This window comes from Marinobacter sp. F3R11, from assembly GCF_003318275.1.
Classification (GTDB): domain Bacteria; phylum Pseudomonadota; class Gammaproteobacteria; order Pseudomonadales; family Oleiphilaceae; genus Marinobacter.
Genome location: NZ_QOCH01000010.1, coordinates 13482 through 37590 on the forward strand (window position 1 = coordinate 13482; position 24109 = coordinate 37590).

Annotated in this window: 22 protein-coding genes and 1 pseudogene; 20 read left to right on the forward strand and 3 right to left on the reverse strand. The window is 53.6% G+C overall.

Translation table 11 applies throughout. The features are described from left to right. The first annotated feature begins 127 nt into the window (after positions 1–127). The 4 genes from hemA to DS878_RS04105 are packed head-to-tail and all read left to right on the forward strand — an operon-like array spanning position 128 to position 4097. Positions 128–1417 (forward strand): glutamyl-tRNA reductase, encoded by a 1290-nt coding sequence (hemA, locus tag DS878_RS04090; RefSeq protein WP_113814705.1) that lies wholly within the window; start codon positions 128–130, stop codon positions 1415–1417. Then, complete coding sequence (prfA, locus tag DS878_RS04095) at positions 1414–2502, forward strand: peptide chain release factor 1 (protein ID WP_113814707.1); 1089 nt, start codon at positions 1414–1416, stop codon at positions 2500–2502. The genes hemA and prfA overlap by 4 nt, the downstream gene beginning before the upstream one ends. Then, positions 2492–3358, forward strand: coding sequence for a peptide chain release factor N(5)-glutamine methyltransferase (gene prmC / locus DS878_RS04100; protein WP_113814709.1), 867 nt, complete (start codon positions 2492–2494; stop codon positions 3356–3358). The genes prfA and prmC overlap by 11 nt, the downstream gene beginning before the upstream one ends. Continuing rightward, positions 3348–4097: a HesA/MoeB/ThiF family protein gene (locus DS878_RS04105; protein ID WP_113814712.1), complete on the forward strand. Its 750-nt coding sequence runs from the start codon at positions 3348–3350 to the stop codon at positions 4095–4097. Before prmC ends, DS878_RS04105 begins: the two co-directional genes overlap by 11 nt. Positions 4098–4149: 52 nt before the next feature. Here DS878_RS04105 and phrB read toward each other — a convergent pair whose 3' ends face one another. Then, entirely contained in the window at positions 4150–5568 is a 1419-nt protein-coding gene (gene phrB / locus DS878_RS04110; RefSeq protein WP_113814713.1) for a deoxyribodipyrimidine photo-lyase, read from the reverse strand. 156 nt (positions 5569–5724) lie between these two features. On the opposite strand from phrB, the gene DS878_RS04115 reads away from it, so the two are divergent. Genes DS878_RS04115 through DS878_RS04140 form a run of 6 tightly spaced genes read left to right on the forward strand, consistent with a single transcriptional unit; the run spans position 5725 to position 10337 of the window. Next, positions 5725–6534: a hypothetical protein gene (locus tag DS878_RS04115; RefSeq protein ID WP_113814714.1), complete on the forward strand. Its 810-nt coding sequence runs from the start codon at positions 5725–5727 to the stop codon at positions 6532–6534. Positions 6535–6585: 51 nt separating this feature from the next. Further along, positions 6586–7446: a mechanosensitive ion channel family protein gene (locus DS878_RS04120; RefSeq protein WP_113814863.1), complete on the forward strand. Its 861-nt coding sequence runs from the start codon at positions 6586–6588 to the stop codon at positions 7444–7446. Beyond that, positions 7427–7924, forward strand: a complete 498-nt coding sequence (locus tag DS878_RS04125; protein WP_113814716.1) for an ATP-dependent zinc protease — start codon at positions 7427–7429, stop codon at positions 7922–7924. Before DS878_RS04120 ends, DS878_RS04125 begins: the two co-directional genes overlap by 20 nt. Beyond that, positions 7921–8826, forward strand: coding sequence for a 30S ribosomal protein S6--L-glutamate ligase (rimK, locus tag DS878_RS04130; protein ID WP_113814717.1), 906 nt, complete (start codon positions 7921–7923; stop codon positions 8824–8826). Before DS878_RS04125 ends, rimK begins: the two co-directional genes overlap by 4 nt. 3 nt (positions 8827–8829) lie before the next feature. Next, a complete protein-coding gene (locus DS878_RS04135) occupies positions 8830–9894 on the forward strand; it encodes a succinylglutamate desuccinylase/aspartoacylase family protein (protein ID WP_113814719.1) in 1065 nt (354 codons plus the stop codon). 17 nt (positions 9895–9911) lie between these two features. Then, complete coding sequence (locus tag DS878_RS04140; protein ID WP_113814721.1) at positions 9912–10337, forward strand: secondary thiamine-phosphate synthase enzyme YjbQ; 426 nt, start codon at positions 9912–9914, stop codon at positions 10335–10337. A gap of 47 nt (positions 10338–10384) precedes the next feature. Here the strand turns inward: DS878_RS04140 and DS878_RS04145 are convergent, their stop codons facing one another. After that, positions 10385–11356 (reverse strand): YHYH protein, encoded by a 972-nt coding sequence (locus DS878_RS04145; RefSeq protein WP_113814723.1) that lies wholly within the window; start codon positions 11354–11356, stop codon positions 10385–10387. A gap of 114 nt (positions 11357–11470) precedes the next feature. Beyond that, positions 11471–12049 carry a TetR-like C-terminal domain-containing protein gene (locus DS878_RS04150; RefSeq protein ID WP_113814725.1) on the reverse strand — a complete coding sequence of 193 codons (579 nt, stop codon included), beginning with the start codon at positions 12047–12049 and terminating at the stop codon, positions 11471–11473. Positions 12050–12190: 141 nt separating this feature from the next. On the opposite strand from DS878_RS04150, the gene DS878_RS04155 reads away from it, so the two are divergent. From DS878_RS04155 to DS878_RS04200, 10 genes and pseudogenes are all read left to right on the forward strand, one after another. After that, positions 12191–13378: a multidrug effflux MFS transporter gene (locus DS878_RS04155; protein WP_113814727.1), complete on the forward strand. Its 1188-nt coding sequence runs from the start codon at positions 12191–12193 to the stop codon at positions 13376–13378. Next, positions 13362–13556 (forward strand): annotated as a pseudogene (locus DS878_RS15585) (YjbQ family protein); the annotation flags it as partial. The gene DS878_RS04155 and the pseudogene DS878_RS15585, both read left to right, overlap by 17 nt. Before the next feature lie 257 nt (positions 13557–13813). After that, complete coding sequence (locus DS878_RS04165) at positions 13814–14473, forward strand: GntR family transcriptional regulator (RefSeq protein WP_113814729.1); 660 nt, start codon at positions 13814–13816, stop codon at positions 14471–14473. Between the two features lie 517 nt (positions 14474–14990). Beyond that, positions 14991–15779 carry a sulfite exporter TauE/SafE family protein gene (locus DS878_RS04170; RefSeq protein WP_113814730.1) on the forward strand — a complete coding sequence of 263 codons (789 nt, stop codon included), beginning with the start codon at positions 14991–14993 and terminating at the stop codon, positions 15777–15779. A gap of 39 nt (positions 15780–15818) precedes the next feature. Then, positions 15819–17093 carry an amidase gene (locus DS878_RS04175; RefSeq protein ID WP_113814731.1) on the forward strand — a complete coding sequence of 425 codons (1275 nt, stop codon included), beginning with the start codon at positions 15819–15821 and terminating at the stop codon, positions 17091–17093. Positions 17094–17474: 381 nt separating this feature from the next. Next, positions 17475–18482 (forward strand): DctP family TRAP transporter solute-binding subunit, encoded by a 1008-nt coding sequence (locus tag DS878_RS04180; protein WP_113814732.1) that lies wholly within the window; start codon positions 17475–17477, stop codon positions 18480–18482. 68 nt (positions 18483–18550) lie between these two features. Beyond that, a complete protein-coding gene (locus DS878_RS04185; RefSeq protein WP_187298732.1) occupies positions 18551–19102 on the forward strand; it encodes a TRAP transporter small permease in 552 nt (183 codons plus the stop codon). Positions 19103–19159: 57 nt separating this feature from the next. After that, complete coding sequence (locus tag DS878_RS04190) at positions 19160–20428, forward strand: TRAP transporter large permease (RefSeq protein ID WP_187298733.1); 1269 nt, start codon at positions 19160–19162, stop codon at positions 20426–20428. A gap of 410 nt (positions 20429–20838) precedes the next feature. Beyond that, entirely contained in the window at positions 20839–21813 is a 975-nt protein-coding gene (locus tag DS878_RS04195; protein ID WP_113814735.1) for a TAXI family TRAP transporter solute-binding subunit, read from the forward strand. Between the two features lie 101 nt (positions 21814–21914). After that, on the forward strand, positions 21915–24095 hold the full coding sequence (locus DS878_RS04200; RefSeq protein ID WP_113814736.1) for a TRAP transporter permease: 2181 nt from the start codon (positions 21915–21917) through the stop codon (positions 24093–24095). Positions 24096–24109 lie beyond the last annotated feature (14 nt).

Consider the following 24109-nt stretch of genomic DNA (forward strand, 5'->3'; position numbering starts at 1 on the left):
CCAACCTGTCCGCACTTCCCGAAGCACCGGTGGTTTGGGGTGGCAGGTGAGGCCTTGGGTCGCTAAAATACCCGCATAATAGCGTTCGTTCACACCGCGTATCTGTATAGGATTGTATAACCGAGAGATGGCACTGCTAACGCTGGGAATCAATCATCGCACCGCTCCTGTCGAGTTACGGGAACGGGTTGCGTTTACGCCTGAGCGTATGTCAGAGGCGTTCGCAGAGTTGCGGGCGGCGTCTGGCGCCAGTGAAGCCGCCATTCTTTCGACGTGCAACCGCACAGAGCTGTATCTCGCCGGAGACGATGACTGCGCGCCTTTGGTGCTTCGCTGGCTGGCGGGTTTTCACGATCTGGATGCCGCCGAACTCGAAGAGGTACTTTATATACATCGCGATGCCGATGCTGTGCGCCATGTGATGCGCGTTGCAGCCGGCCTGGATTCAATGGTTCTGGGCGAACCACAGATTCTCGGGCAGTTAAAAGATGCCTATGCTCTGGCACGGGAACACGGCGGCAGCGGGTCGTTCCTGTCCCGTATGTTTGAACAGACCTTCTCCGTTGCCAAACGTGTCCGTACCCAAACCGCCATTGGTGAGAACCCGGTTTCCGTTGCCTATGCAGCTGTCAGCATGGCTAACCGTATTTTTGCTGACATGTCGCACAACAAGGCGTTGCTGATCGGCGCAGGCAAAACCATCGAACTGGTTGCTCGTCATCTTGCGGATGCAGGCGTGAAGAACTTCATTGTTGCAAACCGCACGCTGGAAAGAGCTCAGGCGTTGGCAGAATCCAGAGGAGGGCAGGGCATTCTGCTTTCTGAGATTCCGGAATACCTGGCCGATGTTGATATTATTATTTCTTCTACCGCCAGCCCGCTGCCAATTCTTGGCAAAGGTGCGGTTGAGCGTTCCCTGAAAAAGCGCAAGCATCGGCCGTTTTTTATGGTGGATATTGCTGTGCCCCGGGATATTGAAGCAGAAGTGGCTTCCCTGGCGGACGTGTACCTTTATACCGTTGATGACTTGCGTCAGGTAATCGAAGAGAACATCCGCACCCGTGAGGGGGCTGCCCGTGAAGCGGAAAATCTCATAGCCGCGGGTGTGCAGGAGTTTTTAAGCCAGCTGCGCGCCCTGGATGCCGTTTCCACGCTGAAACAGTTCCGGCAACGAGCAGAAGTATTACGGGACATAGAAACCGAAAAAGCCCTGCGCGCCCTGCGCAATGGCGGAGACCCCGAGACAACCTTGCGCAGCCTTGCGCGGGGCCTCACAAACAAACTCCTGCACGAGCCCTCTATACAGGTTCGCAAGGCCACCACCGAAGGGCGCACCGAGGTGACTGAATGGCTGAGAGAATTGCATCAGCTTGATGTGTTGGACGCAGACGCGACGACCACCCCGGAAAAAATATGAAACCATCAATACAGTCCCGCCTCGAGCAACTAATTGAACGCTACGAGGAGGTGAGTGCTTTGCTCAGCGATCCGGCAACCATCGCTCAACAGGATAAATTTCGGGAGCTGTCCCGGGAGTATTCCGAGATTGAGCCTGTGGTGCAGTGCTTCAAGTCGTGGAAACAATCGCTGGAGGATGTCAGCGAGGCAAAGGAGCTGGCCAAAGACGGCGATGCGGATATGCGCGAAATGGCCGCAGAAGAACTCGAAATTGCTGAGCAGAAAACCGAAGAGCTGGATGAAGAATTACAGCGGTTAATGCTGCCCAAAGATCCGAATGATAGCAAAAACGTGTTCCTGGAAGTTCGGGCTGGAACCGGTGGCGATGAGGCTGCCATTTTTGCCGGGGATCTGTTCCGGATGTACAGCCGCTATGCCGAGCGCCGGCGCTGGCAGGTAGAAGTACTGAGCGAGAATGAAGGCGAGCACGGCGGGTACAAGGAAATTATTGCCCGGGTTGCTGGTGAAGGTGTTTATGGTGCGCTGAAATTCGAATCCGGTGCACATCGGGTACAAAGGGTTCCCGAAACAGAATCCCAGGGGCGTATTCACACATCTGCCTGTACAGTTGCAATTATGCCGGAGGCGGATGAAGCCGAGGCTATTGAGATCAACAAGGCAGATCTGCGCGTGGACACCTTCCGCTCATCTGGTGCGGGCGGTCAGCACGTTAACAAAACCGATTCCGCTATCCGCATTACACACTTGCCAACCGGTATTGTGGTGGAGTGCCAGGAAGAGCGCTCACAGCATAAAAACCGGGCCAAAGCGATGAGTTTTCTGGCCTCACGCTTGCAAAATGCGGAAACTGAGCGGCAGCAGAAATCCATGGCTGAAACCCGCAAAAGCCTGGTGGGCAGTGGCGATCGTTCTGAACGGATTCGCACATATAATTTCCCCCAGGGCCGCGTAACCGATCACCGGATTAATCTCACGCTGTATAAGCTTGATGAGGTGATTGCCGGCGACCTGGATTCCGTGGTCGTGCCTCTGCAGCAAGAGCACCAGGCGGAGCTTCTGGCCTCGCTGTCCGATGACGAGTAAGTCTTTACTGACCTGCGAAGCCTTGCTGGATGATGCTATTCGCCAGATCGTCAGTGATTCTCCAAGGCTGGATGCAGAGCTGCTTCTTGCCCATGTGAGCGGTCTGAGCCGGACCAGCTTTCGGGCGTTTCCGGAACGGGAAGTGAGCTCAGCGCAGGCTGCGAAATTCAAGAATCTCGTGGCGCAGCGCGCGCAGGGAATGCCTGTAGCCTACCTGCTTGGTCATCAGGAATTCTGGTCACTTTCGCTTAAAGTACGAAACAGCACCCTGATTCCAAGACCTGATACCGAATGCCTGATAGAAGTGGCGCTGGAGCTATCCCTTCCAGATACCGCCCGGGTTCTCGATCTGGGAACCGGCACTGGTGCTATTGCTCTGGCACTGTCCAGCGAGCGGCCGGGCTGGAAGATCAGTGCCTGCGACCTGATGGAAGACGCCGTCGCGCTGGCCCGGGAAAATGCCAGCCGGTTAAAGTTGCCGGTGAAAATTTTCCAGAGCAGTTGGTTTGCAGGTTTGCCGGCTGACAGCTTTGATCTGATTGTCTCCAATCCCCCCTATGTGGCCTCAGACGACCATCACCTCGGTGAAGGCGACGTCCGTTTTGAGCCTGCCTCGGCGCTGGTATCCGGAGCTGACGGACTCGATGATATCCGCCTGATTGTGAATGAAGCCCCTGCATGGCTGAACCCTGAAGGCTGGCTGCTGCTGGAACACGGTTTTGATCAGGCCGGGGCTGTTCAGGGACTGCTGGTTGCCCGTGGGTTTGTTCATGTGAAAAGCTGTAAAGACTACGGCGGTAACGACCGCATGACACTAGGGCAATGGCCCGGAAAAGGAGCTCCCGATGCTCAGTGATGACGAACTCCTGCGCTTCAGTCGCCAGATTCTGATGCCCCGTTTTGATATTGCCGGCCAGGAGGCATTGTTATCTGCCCGTGTACTGGTGATCGGTGCTGGTGGCCTGGGGTGCCCGGTTGCGCTTTATCTGGGTGCTGCGGGTGTTGGCCACTTAACCCTGGTCGATGATGATGTAATCGAACTGGCTAACCTGCAGCGCCAGATCGCGTTCGAAACCACTCAGATCGGCGAGTCCAAAGCAGAAGCTCTGGCTGCCCGGGTGCGCAGTATCAATCCGGCGGCGTCCGTAAATGTGGTAAACCGGCGCCTGGCACCGGATGATTTTGCCCATGAAGTAGCCGAAGCTACGCTGGTTCTGGACTGCTCGGACAACTTCAGCACCCGGTTTGCCCTGAATCGCGCCTGTGTGGCTGCCGGTGTTCCGCTGATCTCTGGTGCAGCTATCCGGGGTGAAGGTCAGCTCAGTGTTTATGACAGCCGGCTACCGGAATCCCCTTGTTACCACTGCCTCTATCCGGAGCAGGGCAATGAAGATCTGACCTGTTCCGAAGCCGGAGTGATTGCGCCGCTGGTTGGTATGATTGGTTCAGCTCAGGCTATGGAAGCGATTAAGGTGATCTCCGGGGTTGGTCGCCCGCTTGTGGGCCGATTGTTGATTCTGGATGCCTGGGAAATGCAGTGGCGCGAAATGAAGCTTTTGAAAGATCCTGACTGTCCTGTTTGTGGCTCGAAATAGTACGGGGCAGGCCGAAGCTGTTGCGGGCCGGGCTTCTACATTTTTCATCAGTCTAGTCTTTTAGCGCCTGAAACCTCGCGATTGCTTCCTTCCTGCTTTCCTTCAAATCAACAATTGGCCTCGGGTATCCGCCGGGAATAACGCCTCCTTTTGATGGATCGTGAATACGCTTGTTATCCAGCTTCGCCAGCTCAGGCACCCACTCGCGGATAAACTCACCTTTAGGGTCAAAACGCTCACTCTGGGTAACCGGGTTAAATACCCGGAAATAGGGTGCGGCGTCTGTGCCAGTGGACGCACTCCATTGCCAGCCGCCGTTGTTGGAGGCCAGAAAGCCATCCACCAGTTTTGACATGAAATAAGCTTCTCCCAGCCGCCAGTCGATAAACAGGTTTTTGGTCAGGAACATGGCTGTCACCATGCGCAGCCGGTTGTGCATCCAGCCTGTTTCGTTGAGCTGGCGCATGGCTGCGTCGACCAGTGGGATGCCTGTTTGGCCAGATTTCCAGGCTTCGAAATGCTGGCCCGGGTCGTTCCATTGCAGTCGTTCGGTTTCCGGCTTGTAAGCGCGGTGCATGCTCACCCGTGGGTAGTGATACAGGGTGTTTATGTAAAAATCCCTCCAGGCAATTTCATTTATCCAGGTCACCAGGCCTTCCTGATTGCCACCCATGCCTTGGGCTTGCCGGGCTGCAATCATGCACTGGCGTCCGGAAAGCACGCCGTTGGCGAGGTAAGGAGAGAGCCGGCTGGTGCCGTCAAGAGCCGGGAAGTCTCTTTGTTCCCTGTAAGCGCCTCCGTGCTCACTGAGAAATTGTTCCAGCTGACCGTGAGCGGCGTCCTCGCCGGTTTTCACCAGAGCTGGCGGAGCATTCTGGAAGCCTTCTGGTACCTTCGTTATGCGGTTTGGCTGAATGGCATCGCCCCGGGCTTTGGGAGGGGGATAGAGCCCTGGCTGGTTTTCATCAAACCAGCTGCGCCAGCGGCGGGAAAAGGGCGTGAATACGGAGTAAGGCTCGTGCTGGCCAGTCAGTATTTCGCCGACAGGGGCAACGGTCTGGTCACGGTACTTACGCGTCACAATATTCAGCTTATCAAAACGGTGCTTTACAGCCTTGTCGCGTTTGCGTTCGTTGATGCCATACTCTTCATTGAAGTGGAGATGGCGAATACTGTGTGCCCTGCAATGGGCTTCGAGCATTGTAATGCTGTCGCTGAAGCGTTCAGCCTCCAGAAATGAAAGCGGTATGCCGAGCTTTGCCAGTTCCCCTGCGAGTGCGTTTGCATGGGCGATAACAAACCGGACTCGTGCCGGCGACCAGTCATGCTCTTTCCATTGTTGCGGAGTGAGGATGAAGCAGGCACGAACGTCTGAGCCAGCGGCTGCCAGGCCGGACTCTTTGCAGGCTGCGGCAAGGGCAGCGTTGTCGGCGGTGCGCAGGTCGTTTCTGAACCATACCAGGTGCGTCATTGGGTTTTCCGTGTCGGTTTCCGGCGTTGGATGTAAGGGTAATTACATCGCGCTGAGGCAATAAAATCACATAGTTGGCTATTCGCCCGGGGTGACTGATTGGATTATAGTTGACTCAACTTTAGTCGCCGTAACTGTAGGGGATTTGCAGCGTTCATGGATAGTGAAACCGAAACCCGGCGTGACGGTAACTGGGCTCAGCCATACGAGCTTGTCTCCGGCCAGACCCAGCATCACAGGCTTGGGCATGTGCGGCTGTGGGTTACTTTATTGGACAAGGAATGGCAGGTGCGCTCTGAAACCCGTGCGCCTGAGACCGATCCGGTGGGCTGGACGGAATCCATAGGGCACCAGCTGCCACATGAAAACGTGTCCCTGCAACGGTTTATCCGGGAAGGGGACTCTTCAACGATAACCTTCATCCCGGCGGTCGCTAACCTTCCTACGGTGATTCGCCCTTATCACCCGCTGACCATTCCCGGAGGCGCGCGTTGCACGATCTATGTGGGAACGGTCGTCTGGATGAAAGTCTGTGCCGGGAAGAACCAGACTCTTCTTACTGAAATTCCTCTGGCTGTTCCGTCTCTGACCTGGGTGGGACGAAATACTATGGAAGGCGAGCTGTGTTACTCGTCATCGAGTTTTGGCCGTTTATTACTTGAGGCGGTGCCGAAACGGCCGTGGCGTGCAGTGACTCCCGTCACGATTATCAATCGCCAGGCTGAGCCTTTGTTGCTTGAACGCTTTAGTTTGCCTACACCCTTACTGTCACTGCATCAGAATGAGCGTGGGCAGTTGTGGACGCCGGGCGTAGTTGTGGAAGTGGCGACTGATATGAATTCAGCAAGTCTGCATATGGATGAAAGTTTACTCACTGCTGCCGGCCCCTGTCAGCAAGTGGCGCCGGCACGGGAAAAGGCTGCCAGAGGGCGCCTTGTGCGGGCCTTTGACCGGGTATTTGGCTAATGCACATTGTGCGGAGTAATGATTGTGGATGATGAGCTGAAAACAGGTGCAATGAATGTGTTTTCCGACATAGCCTGGGGGCAGTGGGTCAGCTCCGGTTTTTTGCTGGTGCTGGGCATTGTTCTCGGGTCGCTGGCAGCACGCAGCGTGTCGAGGGTAATGGCAAAGCGCAGTTCCCGGCACCATACCGTTATGGTCCGGCGGCTGGTGTTTTATGTCATCTTCCTGCTGTTTGGTGTGGCGGCGCTTCGGGAAGCAGGGTTTTCTCTGGATGTAGTGCTGGGCGCGGCGGGCATTCTTACCGTGGCCATTGGTTTTGCTTCGCAGACTTCCGCGTCGAATATGATCAGCGGTTTGTTCCTGCTGGTTGAAAAACCTTTTGAAATCGGTGATTTCATCGAGGTCGAAGCGATCATGGGTGAAGTGGTGGGGATTGATATGCTCAGCGTAAAACTTCGCACCAGGGATAATCTCTACGTGCGCATTCCCAATGAAACCCTGATCAAGACACCGGTCACCAACCGTTCCCGGTTTCCTATCCGCCGGATCGACCTTAGCGTGGGGATTGCCTATGCTGAAGATGTGGAGAAAGTAGAGAATCTGTTGATGGAACTGGCAGAAAAGAATCCTGTTTGCCTGGAAGAGCCAAAAGCGTTCGTACTCGTATCCGCGTTTGGCCCATCCTCGGTGGACTTGCAGTTTTCTTTCTGGGTGCCAAAAGACAAAGTGCTTGAGGGCAAGAGTGGAATGCTTGTTGCCGTCAAGAATGCTCTGGATAACGAGGGTATAGAAATACCCTTCCCGCATTCCAGTATATACGCCGGCAGTCATTCCGAACCCTTCCGTGTGCAACTGTTGGGTCTGGATAAAGCCACTGAAAAGGAAGTGTTGGATGCCGAAAAAGACAGCTGAGCCCCTGAAAACCGTTACTGCTACGCCCGCTGAAAATAAAATCAGCCTGGGCTGGCGGGAGTGGGTGGCGTTACCGGATCTGGGTATAAACCGTATAAAAGCTAAAGTTGATACGGGTGCCCGAACCTCCTGCCTGCACACGTTCCGGACGGAGCCATACACACAGGACGGTGAGCGTCGGGTCCGGTTCTGGGTTCATCCGGTGCAGAATGACATGCATCAGGTGGTGGAGTGCGACGCCCGTGTTCTGGATGAACGTGATGTGTCGGATTCCGGCGGCCACAAGGAGTTGCGTCTGGTGATTGAGACTACGCTGGTAGTAGGCGGCGAGAGCTGGCCTGTTGAAATGACACTGACAAACCGGGATTCCATGCGTTTTCGCATGCTGCTCGGGCGTACTGCGATGGCGGGCCGTTCGATGATCTATCCGGAAGCTTCCTATCTCGCCGGGGAACCGGCTTCAAGGTCTGAAAAATGAAAATTGCAGTTCTGTCCCGTAACCGTCATCTCTACTCGACCCGTCGATTGGTGGAAGAGGGTATTAATCGTGGCCATGAGGTGAGGGTTATCGACTGCCTGCACTGTTCCATGAATATCACATCTGCCAATCCCCGGATTCACTATCACGAAGAAGTGCTGGAAAACTTTGACGTGGTTATTCCCCGTATCGGGGCTTCGGTTACTTTTTATGGTACGGCGGTTCTGCGCCAGTTTGAAATGATGGGAACCTTCCCGGTGAATGAGTCCGTTGCCATAACCCGCTCCCGGGACAAGTTGCGCTCATTGCAACTGCTCGCCCGTAAAGGTGTTGGTATGCCCGTAACCGGCTTTGCCAACAAGCCGGATAACGTGCCGGAGCTGCTTAAAATGGTGGGCGGTGCGCCAGTGGTTATCAAACTTCTCCAGGGTACCCAGGGTATTGGTGTGGTACTGGCGGAAACCCGGACAGCGGCAGAAAGTGTGATTGAGGCTTTTATGGGTCTCAAGGCTGACATTCTTGTGCAGGAGTTCATCAAGGAAGCTGGTGGCGCGGATATTCGTTGTTTTGTGATTGGCGACAAAGTGATCGCTGCCATGAAGCGGCAGGGCGCGGAAGGTGAGTTCCGCTCCAACCTGCACCGTGGTGGTAGTGCATCTCTGGTTCGTATTACGCCGGAAGAGCGGAAAACAGCCATTACTGCAGCCAAGGCCATGGGGCTGAATGTGGCTGGTGTTGACCTGTTAAGGTCAAGCCGCGGGCCTCTTGTGATGGAAGTGAATTCATCGCCTGGACTGGAAGGTATTGAAAACGCTACCGGCAAAAACGTGGCGGGCATGATTGTGAACTGGATAGAAAAAAATCAGGCGCCCCAGCGCACCAAAACCAAAGGCAGAGGTTAATCAATGGCGCGCGCGCCCTTTGAAATGGCCGGAGTTCAGGTTAAGCCTGGAACCCGGCAAACCATAGAAATTCCAGTAGCAAAGTTATACACCCATACCCCTTTGAATGTACCGGTGGAAATTGTGCATGGGCGACGGGAAGGCCCTGTGTTGATGGTGTGTGGCGCTATACATGGTGATGAAATTGCCGGGGTGGAGATTGTACGCCGTGTGCTTACCAATTCTGCGCTTCGTCATTTGCGCGGCACACTGATTGCGGTGCCTATTGTTAATATTTTCGGATTTGTGCACCGCACTCGTTATCTGCCGGACAGGCGTGACCTTAACCGCTGCTTTCCCGGGAGCGAAACTGGCTCTCTCGGTGGGCGGATTGCCTATTTGCTGCGTACGCAGATTATGGAGCATGTAACCCACATTATCGATTTGCACACGGGCGCCATTCACCGTTTTAACCTGCCTCAAATCCGGGCAGAGCTTAAAAATCCGGAAACGGCACGTATGGCGGAAGCATTTGCTGCGCCCGTCATTATCAATGCGGGTCTGCGAGAAGGCAGTTTGCGTGCGTATGCAGATTCTCTGGATATTCCTGTTATCACCTATGAAGGTGGTGAAGCGCTGCGGTTTGACGATGTGGTTATCGGCAGCGGAGTGAAAGGCGTGATTCGCGTGATGCGGGAGCTGGAAATGGTTCCTCCACGGAAAGGGCGTGCGTCGTCGAAAAAACGCTCGGAGATTGCTGCCAGCTCCCAATGGGTCAGGGCCGATATTGATGGGATCATGCGCCCCGTTGCCAAACTTGGTCAGAAGGTTCGCAAAGGACAGAAGCTGGCTATGGTTGCTGATCCGTTTGGTGAATCTGAAACGGCGATTGTCTCTCCCTGCTCCGGCATCGTGATTTGTGTGAACAACCTGCCTCTGGTGAATGAAGGTGAGGCGATCTACCACATCGCCCGCTTTGATGAGCTGAGCGAAGCAGAGAAAGCCATGGATTATTTCCGTAGCTCCTTTGAAGCAGAGGTGAGCGAAGCGGTTGTGCCAATGCACCCTTGGGATGAACTTCAGAAATAGATAAATAAGGAGCTGCCATGATCTGGGATCAGAAGTTTATTGATCTCGCGCCGCTACCGCGGGGATTTCACCTTGTGACCAATGAAATCCTGGCCCAGGCGCCGGATTTGACCAACTGCGAAGTGGGTTTGCTGCACCTGTTTATCCAGCACACCTCCGCTTCGCTGGCGGTTAACGAAAACGCAGATCCGGATGTGCGCGGTGATTTTGAGCGCCACTTTAATGTAATGGTGCCCGAGAGAGCGCCACACTATGAGCACGTTCTGGAGGGGCCGGATGACATGCCGGCTCATATCAAGAGTCTTCTGATAGGCCCCTCACTCACGCTGCCTGTGAGCCACGGCCATTTGGCACTCGGGGCCTGGCAGGGCCTTTATCTGTGCGAACACCGGGACAAAGCCGATGGCCGTCGGATAGTGGCTACGCTGCAAGGGCGCTGGTAAGCGCAAGCTGCGTAGCTTCAACCCAACCAAAGAACAGGCCGCCGTTATTAATTGTGATCATGCGGTGGCGGACCTTCGCCTCCGGGAGGAGGGCCGCCGGGACCTCCTCTACCGGGTGGTCCACCGGGACCGCCTTTGACGGTTGCGCCCATGTAGCAGGTTAAAACTCCGTTCAGCTCGGGAGACCGGGCATGGTAATGGTAGCCATATTCACCGGTGGTATGGCCGTTACAGGCATCCAGGTCGCCAACTTTGCCGATGTCTTCACTATCAAGAACGCCGTGAATTAAATACCCGTCCATGGCAACTGCGAAGGGGGCCGTTTCGCCATCGGGTGCCTCACCAACCTCGCCACAACCGGTCGCAGCGTGCATGTGGTAACCCTCGAACGGATTAACGTGGCCACCACAGTCATCAAATGCGGCGATGGTGTGCGCGCCCAAAATTGCATCCACGGGCGCAGCCGCATCAATGCGGACGCCATTGAAAGATACGCCGAGCGGCGCTCTGGCGGGAGTCGCATCATCCTGTCGCACCGGGGAGACAGGGATCTGTACGGTCGTTGTGACAGGTTCGCCGTCTTCGAGCCATTCCATGCGCCCTTCAACGCAGTAGTTCTCGTATTCTTCCGCCACATCGGGCCGCGCAGCCGCTTCGAACGCTTCCCTGGTGTCAGTGACATGCACATGGCCATGGCCATCATGAAGCATCCACTCGTCATCGTTGTAGATGGATGGCAGGTCGAGGATAAACTCACCCGTGACATCGTATAGATTTTCGCCATCCAGCCAGATACCGACCTCCTCTTCCGTGGCCGTTGTGGTTCTGGGGCAGAATGGCCCTACTTCATGATCGGCAGGCGTGCCCGCAACGGTGATCTCGTAGCAGGATGTTTCCGTTCCATCGGAGAGGGTGCAATCGACTATAGATACGTCTTTCGCCAGTGCGCCCGGCATAAAGAGGCTTGGCCAACTGGCCGTTGGGTCAGGTACAGCACTCGATTTTGCTGAACTGCCCATGCAACCTGTGAGGACTAAAGCCAAGCCTAGAAGGGTAGTGGTATAAACGCGAGGTATAAAAGTGACTGGTCGCGATTTCATCGGGTTTCTCCTGAAAAACTGTCCCTGAGCCAATCAAGCGACAAAAATTTCATTCGCAATGGCCCGGGCAAGGCGTGCATCCACAGGCTCACCATTGAGTAGGGCATACCAGAATGCCCCGTGAATGAAGTTGGATAGCATTTTGACATCACGGGTGCGGGAAAGCTCGCCTTGATCTTGCGCCCGTTGTAACAAATCGATTACCAGGACTTCCCTCGGCTTTACGAAGCGCTCCCTCAGAGCTTCACGAAATGCCGGGTCCTCCTGTGCGGCAGCGATTAATGAGCGAATAGGACTGCCGCTTTCGTCTAGATGTGTGAATACCTGGATCAGGAAGGCCTCAAGCTGCAATTTGCAGCTTTTGTTCGGATTATGGAGGGGGGCGTCAGCATAATGCCCTGTTTCCTCGAATACGGCTTCAAGGACCAAGTCCGCCTTGGTGTTCCAGCGATTGTATAACGTTTGGCGCGCCACGCCGGCGGCACTGGCAATGGCAGCAATACTGACCTTGTTATAACCACGCTCACGCACCAGTTTGAGTGTCGCTGCCTTGATAGAGGCTGCCGCGTCTGCGTCTCGTGGCCGTCCCCCTGAGTGTTTTTCTTCGCTCATTCTCGTCGCCTGAATAGGATTTCTCAAGTACTAGTGTAGTAAGTTTATAGACTGCGGTCTATTATCTGGGTAGACTGCAGTCTAAAAACCTGGCCCGAATTTCAGAGTGGGGCTGATTTCACGCTTTTCTGGTAACTAAATATGCTGAAACCAACACTTACCTCCAGACATGCTGCTGGCATAACCGCAGTGCTCGGTTTGCTCTCGCTTTTTCCACCGCTCGCCACTGATATGTACCTTTCTGCTCTTGGTGATATTGCTGAGGCGATGAACGCGACCTCTTCCGCTGCAGAGTTGTCGCTGTCTGTGTTTTTTCTCGGCCTGTGTGTGGGGCAACTGATTGTAGGGCCATTGATCGATAGCCACGGGCGGAAGGGGCCTCTATTGGGCGCAACTGCGTTATTTGTTGTGACTTCTATTGCTCTGCCGCTGGTTAAGCACATTGAGGTGTTTAATGCGTTGCGATTTTTGCAGGCGCTTGGTGCCTGTGGTGGGATGGTGGTTGGTAGAGCCGTAGTCAATGATTTATACGAAGGGCGTGAAGCGGCCAAGGTGATGACGATTCTGGTGATGCTGCTGACCATTGGCCCCATAGTTTCGCCAATTCTGGGCAGCCTGTTGCTTGAGGCCTACGGGTGGCGCTCGAATTTTGTTGTCATGATTCTTGTCGGCTTGTTAGCGCTGATACTGTCTTTGTTTATCGTGCCCGAAACACTGGCACCTCAAAACCGTATTGCAGCACCCTTTCGGACGGGTGGCCGGACTGCAGTTAAATTGTTGAGACAGCGGGATTTCATAGTGCCAACCTTGATTGCGGGCCTTGTGCAAGGAGGGATGTTTGCTTTTATTACAGGGTCTTCGGGTGTATTTCAGGGCGTGTTCAATTTGGGTTCCCTGGCATACGCGGGTGTGTTTGCCGGAATCGCGACGGCTTTGCTTGTGTTTGGGAAAGTGAATACCCGGTTGCTGGACCATTTCTCTCCGCGGCAGATATTAAAAACAGGTTTGCCATGTTATGTGGCATTTGCACTTATCCTGACTCTGCTTTCAGATACCCGCGAGTTGTGGGTATTCATTCCACCACTTTGGCTGGCCATCGGCATGGTGGGCTTGCTCTCTGCCAACGCCATGGCCCTGTCGATGGGGGCTGCACGACATAGCGCAGGTATAGGTTCTGCTGTATTGGGTGCAATCCAGTTTGGTATTGCTTTCACGGTATCTTCCAGTGTTGCACTGGGTGGAAGTGATTCGCCCCTGCCTATGGCTCTGGGGCTATTGCTCCCTGCCGGTGCTGCATTGCTGCTTTCATTGAGGGCACCCCAATTATGAGCACGTTCTGGAAGGGCCGGACGACATGCCGGCTCATATCAAGAGCCTTCTCATCGGCTCCTCACTTACGCTGCCTGTGAGCCACGGCCATTTGGCACTCGGGACCTGGCAGGGCATATATCTTTGTGAGCACAGAGACCGCGCCGATGGTCGCCGGATTGTTGTACTCTGCAGGGGCGTTGGTGATTCCGGGTTAGCTGATAGCCAGAGTTTTGATCTTGTATTTCAAGGTGTTATTCCTTACATCGGGCGGTCATGTCTATCCAGCCATTCCACCGCAAGAGCGCAATTACGGCTTTTGAGCCTTGCAAAGCAGCGCGCGACACTCTATTTTGAATTCTTAATGCAGTGTGCTATCTACAGGGATGATTCCATTCAGACGCAGCAGCTACACAAAATTCCGGAAGCTTACTGCTCCTCTTAAGAAAAGGTCATATGGGAAAGATACAGCATAGAGTTCTTTATCAAGAAGCTGCGGACAGAATCAGAGAGTTAATCGAACTCGGTACGTTGGCCCCGGGCGAGAAAATTTCCGAGAAAAAGCTCTGTGAAAAGTTCGGTATATCCAGAACACCCCTTCGCGAAGCCTTGAAAGTTCTGAAGTCCGAAGGCTTGATTGAAATTCCGCCAAACCGTGGCGCCCGCGTAACCCTTTTGACCACGAAGGACGTCGAGCACACTTACGACGTCATGGCTGCTCTGGAAGGATTGGCCGGGGAAACTGCCTGCCGGTACATCAGTGATGCTGAGGTTGCCCGCATACGTGAGCTTCACCTCAAAATGGTCGAGCATTTTCAGCGTAGTGAGCTCAAGGAGTATTTTCGCGCCAACCAGCAAATTCATGAATGCATCATGCTGGCGTCGAAAAACGATGTGCTCATGGAAATGTACAACAACCTCAGTCAGCGTATTAAGCAAATCCGCTATTCAGCTCAGATGACCGACGAATACTGGAACAAAGCAGTGAATGACCATGAAAATATGATAGAGGCTCTTGAGGATCGCGACGGAGAACGCCTTGGTAACATTCTCCGGAATCACTTGGGTCACCATAAACTCGAGTCCGAAGATCTGAAGGAAATGATTGCCGACTAACTCGTATAAACCCGATCCCGAATTTTTCTGGCAGTATGAAACCCTCCAAATCCTTGGGGTATCACAACGCGTGGTATCCCAGAACCTGACCTTCCTCTTCCATCGATCCAGCGTAGTGCGCGTGGGTGTTGATTCTGCACCATAGATAGGCGGGTGGCTGGCAGCGCCCCTATTCAGAGTCAAGCCATACCGGTTTAACCAATTGAAAAATATTGAAATTCTATCTTTGGTATTAAGTGTGCTTTATAATTATGAATTCATAATACATAATTCCCACTGAGCCTCATAAGAATTCGTCAATGATTTTCTGTTGCTGGCTCATTCCCATGTCGAAGCCGCCAGGGCTGTGTGTTGTATAGAGCCTGGATGTGTTCAGGTGAGGTGGTAGGTACTGCAGTTCAGCGCATGACCGACGAACTTCCTTTTCTGGCAAGGTCATTCAACAAGCGCTATGTCAGCGTATTTCAGGGTTGGGCGCTTGCCGCCCTTCCCGACATTTTTTTGGAGCGAGGTTTGTATGTTGTCAGCGCTGATATTTTTCTCTCTTGTGGGCGCCGTGGCCGGCGTGATTGCCGGCTTGTTTGGTATCGGTGGGGGAGTGGTGATTGTGCCAGCGCTGATCGTCGCTCTCAATCAGCAGGGTGTTGATCCCGTTGTGGTGGTCCATCTTGCTATCGGTACCTCGCTGGGGATCATTACGGTAACCGGCGCGTCTTCAGCGCTGGCCCACTGGAAAAAGGGCGCCGTGGCTTTCGATCTGCTCAGGCAAATGCTCCCCGGACTGATGCTTGGCGCTGTGCTGGGCGGGCTCATCGCTGACCAGTTGCCGGCCGAACTTCTTGAGCGCTACTTCGGGGTGTTCATGCTTCTGCTGGCTTTTCGGATGCTGTTTGCCAGGCCCCCTAAAGAGGGGCGGCAACCAGTCGGATTACCCGCAATGTTTGCTGCGGGAGGAATGATTGGCTCGATCTCAGCACTGTTCGGTATAGGCGGGGGGGTGCTCAACGTACCCTGGCTTGCCAGGAATGGAGCCAGTATGGCGAGGGCAGTTGGTACCTCAGCGGCTTGTGGTCTGCCCATCGCAGCGATGGGCGCTGCGACCTTTATTTTTACGGGGCAAGAGCAATCGACATTACCGGCGTACAGCACAGGTTATCTCTATTGGCCAGCATTCGTCGGCATCGCCGTGTTCAGTGTTCCCTGCGCCAGACTGGGAGTCAGACTTGCCCATTACTTATCGCCACAGCTGCTTAAGCGCCTTTTTGCACTTTTGATGCTGCTGGTTGGTTTAAAATTAATCGTCTGAGCGGCCCATATGTTCGCTGGACCCGAAGGGAGAAGTAACGTGAACAATAACCCTGACATGACAATCAATGGCTATCAGGTCGCCCTTGCAGAGGGGCGCGCTGAACCCCTTGACTGGTGGCACACCTGCGCGGCGCGGATCGAACAGCGCGAGCCCGAGGTGAAAGCCTGGGAGGCCTTGTCTGTCACGCCCCCGGAACTGGATGCTGATCTGGCAGGCAAGCCATTATTCGGTGTGCCTGTTGGCATCAAGGATATTATCGAAACTGTTGATTTTCCGACGGGCTGGGGCACTGGTGGCTACCTGCAGACTCCCTCTTCGCTTGTCGATGCTTCGTTGGTGACACTGCTTCAGAAGCAGGGCGCTTTGGTTATGGGTAAAACAGTCTCAACCGAACTTGCGTTCTTTACGCCAGGTAAGACTCGTAACCCGCATGATCTGTCACGGACTCCCGGTGGCTCATCAAGTGGATCGGCAGCTGCAGTAGCCGCAGGCATGGTGCCGCTGGCCTTCGGCACCCAGACCGCCGGCAGCATGATCCGCCCGGCGAGCTATTGCGGAGTGTTCGGTTTCAAACCGACTTTCGATACTCTTAGTGCCGCAGGCGTGAAATCGTTTGCGCCATCCCTGGATACCCTGGGCTGGTTTGCACGCAATATTGAGGACATCTGCACGACTTTTTCGGTTCTGACGCGCGCGCCACGTATCACGGCACTGAACGACCTCGCTGGTGTGCGTGTCGGCGTCCGTAGCCTGCCCGGCACTCTCCCGCTTGAGGATGATGTCGTACAGGCGCTGGCCGCAGCCCAGGCACGGCTGGAGAAAGTGGGTGCCGAAGTGGTGCCTCTGCCCCTGGATGCACGCTACGAAACACTGGTCGAACACCAAAAAGTGGTGATGGCCTATGAAGCGGCCCAAACCCTTGCCAGTGAATACTCTCGATTATCGGACCGCATGAGCCTTAAATTGGTTGAGCTGATCGAGGAGGGCAAGGCGATCGACTATCCACGATACCGCGAAGCGATGCTAGTGGCAGCGAACCTGCGGCAGGCCCTGACTGCGGTATTCGAGACTCAGGTTGATGTAATCCTTGCTGCCAGTGCTACAGGCGAGGCCCCTGAAGGTATTGAAAATACCGGCGACTCGATCTTCTGTCGTTCCTGGACACTGCTTGGCGTGCCATGTCTCAATCTGCCTCTAAGCAAAGGGAAGACTGGAATGCCGGTAGGTGTTCAATTGGTGGCAGATCGCTGGCAGGACCAGCGACTGCTTGAGATTGCCAGTACCCTGATGGCGAGGGAAGTGGCCGTATAGGCCATGGGCGGTAGCGAAAGTTGAATACCATTATTTTCAGTTTCGACAATTTCAGCCCGATTCCGGGCTGAAATTGTCCCCCTTCCTTTTGAAGACTACACCTGCGCTGCAAATCCTTGCTTGCCCCGAGGCTATTCGTTCCAGAAAAACGAGTTCTTCTACCTTGGTTCATCCCCGGGCAACTTTACGGTGCGTATTTCGCCCTTAGCAAGACGAAGCGTGCTGTTCCGGTGCGAAATTTCTAGCCCAATAACCTTCCAGATAGAAAAATATTAAAATTGTAGTTATTAATCAATAGGATAAGGATTTTGGTATACATTATGCAAAATTCAATTCAGAAGTTGATGAATTAAATGAAAACGACAACCGGAGAGAGAAAAGATGACTATTCGCAGGAAGATTCTTATTGCCACCGCTTCGATTCCCATGATGCTCGCATCGGCGCTGCTTTATGCGGCGCAGCCGATCAATGTCTCTTATAACGCAGCCGCAGGCTCCAGCTGGCATCAGGGGGCCGAACGCTTCCGCGACCTGGTGGATGAATATTCCGAAGGGGACTACGTCGTTCGCCTGCATCCCAATGCTGCGCTGGCTGGGGGGAGTGACCGGGTTGAGCTGGAGATGACGCAATCCGGTGCTATCCAATTTCTGATCAAGTCGACAACCTGGATGACTGGCCTCGATTCGCGCTATCAGGTACTGGGGCTACCCTGGCTTTTCCCAGATCATGAGACGGCTAATGCTGTTATGGACGGCCCGGCAGGTGATGAACTGTTAAATGATCTGGAACGGCACGACCTCGTGGGTCTGGCGTGGGGTGTGAACGGCTTCCGGCAAGTGACCAACTCGAAAAGACCGATTACAGAGCCTGCTGATTTTGAGGGTCTGAGCGTTCGTGTTCCAGGCATTGAGCTCTACTTGGCGATCTTCGAAACCTTGGGTGCTTCGCCAACCACGATGAATTTCGCTGAGGTGTTCACCGGGCTTCAGACCGGTGCGGTCGATGGCCAGGAAAACCCTTTGTCACTCATATGGTCATCGCGTTTTTATGACGCTCAGGATCACGTGACTATCTGGAACTACTCCTACGATGCACTTTCATTTGTCGGCAGTCTGCCTTTCTGGAACAGCCTTTCAGAAGGTGACCAGGAAATGTTTACGAAAGCTGCACAGGAAGCCATGTCGTATCAGCGTGAAGTCGTCGCGCAGGAAGATATAGATCTGATCGATGAATTGAAAGACGCGGGCATGACCGTTACCACACTCAGTGACGAGCAACTGACGGTATTCCAGGATGTTCTGAAGCCAGTTTACGGTGAGTACAAGCAGTCGCTCGGCGAAGAATTCGTGGAGCTCTTCGAATCCGGCGTTGCATCTAATACCAAGTAATGCCGCGCAACGGGGTGGTCGATTCAGGCTACCCCGTTTATTTCTTGCCTGCCATGCGAGGTCTTAACGTGGAAAGATTGAAGAAATACTCGATTTTCACGATTGATCATCTGGAAGAGATCGTTGTTGTCGTGTGTATGCTCGGTATCGTCATTCTCACTTTTACTGCAGTGATTGCTCGCTACGTCCTCAAAATTCCCATTGCCGGTGCCGATGAAGTGGCAACTTTCATGTTCCTGTGGGCTGCGTTATTTGGTGCCTCTGCTGCGTTCAAGTACAACCAGCATGGCAGTGTTCCGCTCCTTGCTGACTTCTTGCCTTCTGGTTGCCGCCGCATTGCTGATTTACTGGTCTTGCTGGTCACTGCAGCGTTTTTTGCTTTTCTGGCCTATTACTGCTGGATCTTTCTGATTCAATCGGTCCGGGTTGGTCAAACCAGCTCAGCGACGGGCATCCCCGTATGGACTATCAATGCAGGTATTTTTGCCAGTTTATCAATGTGTGGGGTTCGGTGTTTGATCGCGGTCGTTCGGGATATCGCCGGCTTACCACGGTACAAGAACGTCCCCTCCTCGGACATGCTCCTTTCTGAAAGTGAGTTGGAACAGCAGTACAAATAGACCTTTTGTTTATTCTGCGGAGATTTATTGATGGATGTACTTTCAAGCGCTGGCATATTGGCCTTGCTGCTTTTCTTTGTTTTTCTGCTGGCTAATTTTCCGATCTCGATATCGCTGGGGCTTGCCGGGGTGGTGGTTTTCGCATACAACCATATTGCACCTTTCACTACCTTGCCGCAGATCTTTTCCGGTGCCATCGATTCCTTCACTCTACTGGCTATTCCGCTCTTTATTGTTGCCGGAAACATGATCGCGCAAACGGGTCTCGCTACCCGGTTAGTGTATCTGGCGCAATTCATGTTGGGCCGTGTTCCTGGTGGGTTGGCGATTACCGTAATTGTTGCGGGAGCTTTCCTTGGTGCCTTGTCGGGCTCGAATGTTGCGGCAATCGCTGCACTTGGTTTTATGATCGGTGCCATGCAGAAAGCTGGCTATCCATTGGGCTTTTCATGTGCCACGGTAGCGGCAGGTTGCACCTTTGGCGTTGTAATTCCGCCGAGTATTAATCTGATTCTTTATGGTGTGATTTCCAATTCTTCTATCCCGGCGTTATTCGCAGCGGGGATAGGACCTGGGCTCATTCTTGCCGTGGTGTTGTGCGCTTATATTTTCTTCGTCGCCAAAAAGCGAAAATTTCCTATTGCCGAGATTGAAAGGACCGGGAAGGAATTCCGGCGGGCGCTGAAGGATGCTTTTTGGGGGTTGATGGCACCAGTAATTATCCTGGGAGGTATATATGGAGGCATATTTACTGCCACAGAAGCGGCGGCGGTGGCCGTAGTCTATGTGTTCATTATCGATCGCTTCGTCTATCGCCAGATTCGGCTCAAGGATTATCCTTACCTTATGTTGCAATCGGGTATCACTACCGGGGTGGTGATGCTGATTCTGGCCATGGCGTCGATTCTGTCGTTCATTCTCATGATCGACGGGACTGCCATGCAGGTGCGGGATTGGCTTCTGGCGGCCAGTGGCGGCAGTGCCGTGATCATGTTGTTGCTCGTCAACTTCATTCTGTTCTTTGCCGGGGCTTTTCTTGACCCTGTATCGGCTATCTTCCTGTTGGTCCCCCTTCTGTTACCGGCCGTACAGGCAGTGGGTGTGGACACCATTCATTTCGGTGCCATTATGACCACCAACTTGTCCATGGCACACATCACGCCACCGATAGGGCTCGCCCTTTACCTGGCCTCTCAGATTGCAGGCATACGCTTTACTCAAGCGGCCAAAGCCGTGGTGCCGTTCGTCATATGTGAGATGTTTGCCTTGATGATCATTACGTATTTCCCGGGCTTCACGCTGTTCTTTGTGAATTTGTTAACTTAACCAGGCTATGCTTTTGGTGAGGTGATTGAGTATGTGTGAGACTGCCCCCCGTTAAGGCATCAAACTCAGAAACTAGAAATGAGATATAGATACGAGCAGGCAGGGATGCTTTAACTTTGACGAGCGAATTGAATTTGACTGGAAGCCGTCAGGCCTTGGAATATTGTCTGGGGTTCGCTGATCGTTACAATGAATTGCGCGCTTTCAGGTTGGCGGAATTTAACCCATAGCATTCTCATAATGGGTGGAAATGCACCCATTTATTGCCCTTTTGTTTTCTCGCTTTTCTAAAACTCCTTGATTTATAGACAGTTTTTAATCTGGCCTGCTCTTTGCTAATCTTTTGTACTGCGGCCCTCTCGGGCTCCATTGAGCACCCAATAAACAAAATGAACCAGGGAGCATTCTCTATGAAGAACCAAGCCATTATGGCAGTGGCATTTGCCACTACTCTTGTTGCTAGCCCCGCTTTTTCTCAGGATCGGGCTGGATGGCCGGATAACTTTACCGTGGGAACGGCCAGTCAGGGCGGTACTTACTTTGCCTATGGCTCCGGTTGGGCCAATTTTGTTGCAGAAAATCTGGGTGTTTCCGGTGGCGCTGAAATCACTGGTGGTCCAATGCAGAACATGGCACTGGTTCATACCGGAGATCTCAAATTCGGTCTGACTACCATGGGGCCTGCCCGTGAGTCATTGGATGGCAATAGCCCGCTCGCACCAGGCATGAAGATGGATAACGTTTGTGCCATGTTCCCGATGTATGAAACGCCTTTCTCGGTTACTGCGCTCAGCAGTTCCGGTATCACCTCTATTTCGGATATTCCCGACGGCGCCACTATCGGTTTTGGCCCGGCGGGTTCAACCTCTGATACCTATTTTCCACGCATGATGGAAACCCTGGGAGTAAAGTTCGAGCGTCGTAATGGCAGCTGGTCGGACCTTGGTGGTCAGCTTCAGGATGGCTTGATTGATGTTGTGGCCTTTGCTGCTGGTATTCCGATTCCGGCGGTAAGCCAGCTGGAAGTTCAGACTGATGTAAACATCATCAGTATGACGGACGAAGAAGCGAAGAAGATTACAGATAACTTCCCGGTATCTGAGTTTATTATTCCTGCCAGCACCTACCAGTCGCTGGATGAACCTTCGCGCGTGGTTTCCATGTGGAACTTTGCCATGGTGAACTGCGATGTGCCGGAAAGCTTTGTATACGAAATCACAAAGCTGACCATGGAGCAGAACGAAAGAATGGTTTCCATTCACAAAGCTGCCCGCAACTCGATTCCTGAGAATTACAGCAAGAACAATGTGCTGCCCTGGCATCCGGGTGCTGCTCGCTGGTTCAATGAAAACGGGTATACCATCGAAGAAAGCATGATCAAGTAATTCCGTTGATTTGAACGCTTGACCAAAAGGGGCCTGCAAGGCCCCTGAACAATAGCCGGCAAATTCTGCCGGCACCGATTTGCCTGTAGGCAGGATCCCCAATGACACTTGAACGACACCCCCAAGATTTTTCCGATGTGGAGGTGGGCGAAGACCATGTGCTTGCCCACGACGTGGATAAAGAGCCTGTAGAGGCAAACCGAAGGCTGTTTGAAGGCGGCATGCTGAAGTTTGTTACTTTGCTGGCGATTGTATACTCATCATTCCATCTTTATTCTCTGAACATTTCGCCGCTGGAAACCTGGTCGTTCAGGATTGTGCACATTGCAGGTGCCCTTGCTCTGGGTTTTATTCTGTTTGCCGGCGCCCGTTTTGTTTCTGCAGAAGAAGGCTCTGCACGTCACCGCTGGACAACATGGGTTGGTGCGGTAGCGCTATTGCCTGCACTTTATGCGCTGTACCAGACATTCTCATTCTGGCAGATGGTTCAGAACGGTGCCATGCGTATCCCTGCTGATCTGGAAACCTGGCACTTTGGCTGGCCTCTTTTGGCTGCAACCGGTGTGGGAATTGTCTTGAGCTGGTTCCACCAGCGTGAACGCTCGCGCTTCAGCGTGCCGGATCTGGTTCTGATTCTGTGTTCCATCGCTGTCGCAGCTTATTTCCTCGTGGCTTATAACTCTGCAATGCGTATGTCTACAGGTACCTCTTTTGCACCTGTGGGTATCTCCTTTGCGGCGGTAGCTGGCACAGCGTTGATTATGGAGCTTACCCGAAGGGTGGCCGGTCTGGCGCTGGTGATTATCGGGCTGGTGTTTCTTGTGTATGTGTTTGCCGGCCCTTATCTGCCAGGCTTCCTTGGCTATCCGGGTCTGTCGGTACAGCGCTTTTTCAGCCAGGTTTACACCGATGCCGGTATTCTTGGGCCCACCACCGCGGTGTCGTCTACTTACATCATTCTTTTCATTATCTTCGCCGCATTTTTGCAATCATCAAAAGTGGGTGATTACTTTGTGAACTTTGCGTTTGCCGCCGCCGGGCGCTCTCGCGGTGGCCCTGCCAAGGTGTCCATTTTTGCCTCCGGTCTTATGGGTATGATCAACGGCACCAGTGCCGGTAACGTGGTATCTACCGGTTCACTGACTATCCCGCTGATGAAGAAAGTGGGATACAGCAAAAAATCTGCTGGCGCTGTGGAAGCAGCGGCATCGACCGGTGGCCAGATCATGCCTCCGATCATGGGGGCGGGCGCCTTCATCATGGCCGAAATTACCGGTATTCCTTACACCGAAATTGCCATTGCTGCCATTATCCCTGCGATTCTGTATTTCGCGTCGGTTTACTTCATGGTTGATTTTGAAGCCGCAAAAACCGGCATGCGTGGTATGCGGGAAGATGAGCTGCCCAAACTCCGCACTATGGTCAAACAGTGCTATCTGTTCCTGCCGATCATCATTCTGGTGGTGGCTCTGTTTATTGGCTATTCGGTGATACGTGCCGGTACTCTGGCCATGGTTTCTGCGGCGGTTGTCAGCTGGTTCTCTCCCAACAAGATGGGTATCAGGCAGATTCTGCATGCGCTGGAAACAGCATCTTATATGGCTATTCAGATTATCGTGGTGTGTGCGGCGGCAGGCGTTATCGTGGGGGTTATTTCCCTGACCGGTGTTGGTGCCCGCTTCTCGGTACTGTTGCTTGACGTGGCAGAGGCCAGCCAGCTACTGGCGCTGATCTTCGCCATGTTTATCTCCATCCTCCTGGGTATGGGGATGCCCACAACGGCTGCTTATGCTGTTGCCGCGTCTGTAGTGGCTCCAGGCCTTGTGCAGTTGGGCATTGAGCCGCTGACGGCCCACTTCTTTGTGTTCTATTTCGCGGTTGTTTCTGCCATTACGCCACCGGTTGCGCTGGCGTCCTATGCGGCGGCAGGAATCTCCGGTGCAAACGCCATGGAAACTTCAGTAGCGTCTTTCCGGATTGGTATTGCAGCATTCATCGTACCCTTCATGTTTTTCTACAACGGCGCGCTGTTGATGGAAGCAGGCTGGTTTGATATTGCCCGTGCACTGGTTACCGCACTCTTTGGTGTGTACCTGCTGTCTGGCGGTGTGTTGGGCTGGTTTGGCAACGTATCGGCCTCATGGGTAGCCCGCTTGTTGCTGATTGGTGCGGCACTGTTGATGATTGAGGGCGGGCTGATATCCGACCTTGCCGGCCTGGGGCTCGCAGCAGTCGCGTTCCTGATGCAACGTCAGCGCAAGGTTCGAATGGCTGCGGCCTGAGACCATGCCCTTAT

What these genes read in the sequence shown, in the direction of transcription:
- hemA (WP_113814705.1), top strand. Translation starts at nt 128, where the DNA reads ATGGCACTGCTAACGCTGGGAATCAATCATCGCACCGCTCCTGTCGAG.
- prfA (WP_113814707.1), top strand. Translation starts at nt 1,414, where the DNA reads ATGAAACCATCAATACAGTCCCGCCTCGAGCAACTAATTGAACGCTAC.
- prmC (WP_113814709.1), top strand. Translation starts at nt 2,492, where the DNA reads ATGACGAGTAAGTCTTTACTGACCTGCGAAGCCTTGCTGGATGATGCT.
- DS878_RS04105 (WP_113814712.1), top strand. Translation starts at nt 3,348, where the DNA reads ATGCTCAGTGATGACGAACTCCTGCGCTTCAGTCGCCAGATTCTGATG.
- phrB (WP_113814713.1), bottom strand. Translation starts at nt 5,568, where the DNA reads ATGACGCACCTGGTATGGTTCAGAAACGACCTGCGCACCGCCGACAAC.
- DS878_RS04115 (WP_113814714.1), top strand. Translation starts at nt 5,725, where the DNA reads ATGGATAGTGAAACCGAAACCCGGCGTGACGGTAACTGGGCTCAGCCA.
- DS878_RS04120 (WP_113814863.1), top strand. Translation starts at nt 6,586, where the DNA reads ATGAATGTGTTTTCCGACATAGCCTGGGGGCAGTGGGTCAGCTCCGGT.
- DS878_RS04125 (WP_113814716.1), top strand. Translation starts at nt 7,427, where the DNA reads ATGCCGAAAAAGACAGCTGAGCCCCTGAAAACCGTTACTGCTACGCCC.
- rimK (WP_113814717.1), top strand. Translation starts at nt 7,921, where the DNA reads ATGAAAATTGCAGTTCTGTCCCGTAACCGTCATCTCTACTCGACCCGT.
- DS878_RS04135 (WP_113814719.1), top strand. Translation starts at nt 8,830, where the DNA reads ATGGCGCGCGCGCCCTTTGAAATGGCCGGAGTTCAGGTTAAGCCTGGA.
- DS878_RS04140 (WP_113814721.1), top strand. Translation starts at nt 9,912, where the DNA reads ATGATCTGGGATCAGAAGTTTATTGATCTCGCGCCGCTACCGCGGGGA.
- DS878_RS04145 (WP_113814723.1), bottom strand. Translation starts at nt 11,356, where the DNA reads ATGGGCAGTTCAGCAAAATCGAGTGCTGTACCTGACCCAACGGCCAGT.
- DS878_RS04150 (WP_113814725.1), bottom strand. Translation starts at nt 12,049, where the DNA reads ATGAGCGAAGAAAAACACTCAGGGGGACGGCCACGAGACGCAGACGCG.
- DS878_RS04155 (WP_113814727.1), top strand. Translation starts at nt 12,191, where the DNA reads ATGCTGAAACCAACACTTACCTCCAGACATGCTGCTGGCATAACCGCA.
- DS878_RS04165 (WP_113814729.1), top strand. Translation starts at nt 13,814, where the DNA reads ATGGGAAAGATACAGCATAGAGTTCTTTATCAAGAAGCTGCGGACAGA.
- DS878_RS04170 (WP_113814730.1), top strand. Translation starts at nt 14,991, where the DNA reads ATGTTGTCAGCGCTGATATTTTTCTCTCTTGTGGGCGCCGTGGCCGGC.
- DS878_RS04180 (WP_113814732.1), top strand. Translation starts at nt 17,475, where the DNA reads ATGACTATTCGCAGGAAGATTCTTATTGCCACCGCTTCGATTCCCATG.
- DS878_RS04195 (WP_113814735.1), top strand. Translation starts at nt 20,839, where the DNA reads ATGAAGAACCAAGCCATTATGGCAGTGGCATTTGCCACTACTCTTGTT.
- DS878_RS04200 (WP_113814736.1), top strand. Translation starts at nt 21,915, where the DNA reads ATGACACTTGAACGACACCCCCAAGATTTTTCCGATGTGGAGGTGGGC.